3 protein-coding genes are annotated in these 2,418 nt (G+C 61.5%); all 3 read right to left on the bottom strand.

The window, feature by feature from the left end; genetic code table 11:
• The coding region (locus EN935_RS31275) for a winged helix DNA-binding protein (protein WP_127373982.1) at window positions 1-415 on the bottom strand (415 nt) is incomplete at its 3' end.
• Between the two features lie 238 nt (window positions 416-653).
• Window positions 654-1,076, bottom strand: a complete 423-nt coding sequence (locus tag EN935_RS31280) for a DUF6163 family protein (RefSeq protein WP_109668597.1) — start codon at window positions 1,074-1,076, stop codon at window positions 654-656.
• Complete coding sequence (locus tag EN935_RS31285; protein WP_127264883.1) at window positions 1,073-2,116, bottom strand: enoyl-CoA hydratase/isomerase family protein; 1,044 nt, start codon at window positions 2,114-2,116, stop codon at window positions 1,073-1,075. The genes EN935_RS31280 and EN935_RS31285 overlap by 4 nt, the downstream gene beginning before the upstream one ends.
• Window positions 2,117-2,418: the final 302 nt, after the last annotated feature.

Raw genomic sequence — 2,418 nt, forward strand, 5'->3', positions numbered from 1 at the left:
CGATCGAGCCGACATGACGCTCGTAAAGGCCGGCGACGACCTCGGCCACCTCGTTGCCCTTCGGCGTCAGCGAGACGCGGACCGAACGGCGGTCGATGCGCGAGCGCTGGTGGTTGATGAAGCCGAGATCGACCAGCTTCTTCAGATTGTAGGAGACGTTCGAGCCGAGATAGTAGCCACGCGAGCGCAGTTCGCCGGCGGTCAGCTCGGAATTGCCGATGTTGAACAGCAGCAGCGCCTGGATGGCATTGATGTCGGAACGGCCGTTGCGGTCGAATTCGTCCTTGATCACATCAAGCAGGCGGCGGTGCAGCCGCTCAACAAGCTGCAGCGATTCCATGTACAGGGAACGGATAGCCTCGCGGCGATCGTCGGATACGTTGGCGGTCTTCGCCGCCGGACGCGAATTGATCATTGTCTTTGCCTCTCGTTTGTCGCCCTGGTGATTTTTTGTTTTTCACCTTGATCGCGACACTATCGAATACTCATAAAATTCGACTTAAACGCTAGGGCTAACAAGAGCTTACCGGTAACAGGTTTCGAAAGAGGCTTAACGAACGGTCACCCGAGCAAGGATAATTAACCTAAAGATTTCGGCAACAATTGAGGGGCCGAATCGAGGCAGAAGCCAGGTCGCCAATGTGCTCAAGGACTTAGTGGCGGACAGGGCGCTTCTGCAGGTAGATGACGACGCGGAAGACAATGTAGAGCACCGCCACCGCGGCATGCGAGACGACAATCAGCATACGGTGGCCGAAAAGCTCGGGAAAGCCGGCATACATGACGGTCTCGGTCACCGCGCAAATGAACCAGATCACCGGCCCCCAGGACGCCAGCATCCACAGGCCGGCAGCGGCGAAGGGAAAGAACACGGCGAGCACCACGGCCGCCACCTGCCAATGCACGGGCATCAGGTCGAAACGCCACAGCGAGCCCGGATAAAAGCCGATCAGCTTGATCCAGTAGAGAATGCCGAACAGCAGGCAGTAGCCCGATATTACGCGCTGGAACCAGGCGAAGATCACCTCCACCCCGGAGGGCTGCAGCACGACACGTCGGGAGGTCACTTCGCTCACAGCTCGAGCTCCCTTTCGCCCAGCGGAGCGAAATAGGCGTCGACATCGGCATCGCTGACCGCACCGAGGCTCGCCGGCCGCCACTGCGGCTTCGAGCCCTTGTCGATGATGGCGGCGCGAATGCCTTCGTAGAAATCATGGCCGGCCAGCATCCGGTTGAGGATGCGGAACTCCATCTTCATGCATGCTTCCATGGACAGGGTCAGCCCGGCGCTGATCTGACGCCAGGCGACGCGCAGGCTGGTGGGCGAGCGGGTGAGGATTGTCGCCAGCGTCTTTGCCGCGAATTCGTCGGCGCCTGCTGCCCGCTCCAGGCTGTCGATGACGCGTTTCAGGGACGGTTGCGAAAAATGGCTCGATATCGCCTCCAGCGTCGGCCTGTCGGTCTCTCGCCTTGCCTGGATGAAGAAACCGCGCAGCACCGATTCCGGGTCGCCGGTCAGCGTCAGCCGGTCGAGGAAGCCGCCCTGGTCCTCGGCCTTGATGGTGTGGGTGGCCAGGCCCGACCACAGGGCGTCGCCATAGCGGATGCGATTGCCGGTCAGCGCCAGATACATGCCGAAAGAGCCGCCGAGATCAGGCAGCAGGTGGCTGCCGCCGACATCGGGGAAAAAGCCGATGCCGACCTCCGGCATGGCGAACTGGGCATTCTCGGTCATCACCCGATGCGAGCCGTGGAAGGAAATGCCGACGCCACCGCCCATGACGATGCCGTCGATCAGGGCGACGTAGGGTTTCCTAGAGCTGTTGATGCGGGCGTTGAGCCGGTATTCGTCGGCGAAGAACTCGACCGGCGGTTTTCCAGCCCGGCCGGTCTCGTAGACATGCAGTATGTCGCCGCCGGCCGAAAAGGCCCTGCCCTCGGCCTTGACGACGATGACGTCGATGCCTTGATCGGTCTCCCAGGCGCAAAGAGCAGCGTCGAGCGCCCTGATCATGCGGTGCGTCAAGGCATTGAGCGCCTGCGGCCGCGTCAAGGTGACGACGCCGGCCCGACCCAGATGTTCGAAGCGAATCTCGTCGCCTCCGCCAAAATCCATCGTGAAAGAATCCCTCCCCCGCGCCGGCGGGACTGAAGTGCTAAAGCGTGGCGCATGGGTGCGTCAATGCCAAGCCCGGCTGCTATCCTTTGCGTCCCGGCCAAATGGGTGCAACTTATCGGTCTGTATGGCTCAAGGGTGAGCGCCTGGCAGAGATGGAGGACCCGTGGCCCGCATGCCTTTTCGACGCTATGCCAGGCAATAGCGGAAGGCCGCTACCAACGACCCACGGATGCATACGAGCACTTGACCGCGCACCCTCCAACGGACTTCAGGAAATTGGTTGAGGACGCTGCCGGCTC

Origin of the sequence: Mesorhizobium sp. M7D.F.Ca.US.004.03.1.1, from assembly GCF_003998635.1 — a bacterium.
GTDB lineage: Bacteria > Pseudomonadota > Alphaproteobacteria > Rhizobiales > Rhizobiaceae > Mesorhizobium > Mesorhizobium loti.

Bases quoted from the DNA above. Each gene is read 5' to 3' on its own strand.
- EN935_RS31285 (WP_127264883.1), bottom strand. From the start codon at position 2,116: ATGGATTTTGGCGGAGGCGACGAGATTCGCTTCGAACATCTGGGTCGG.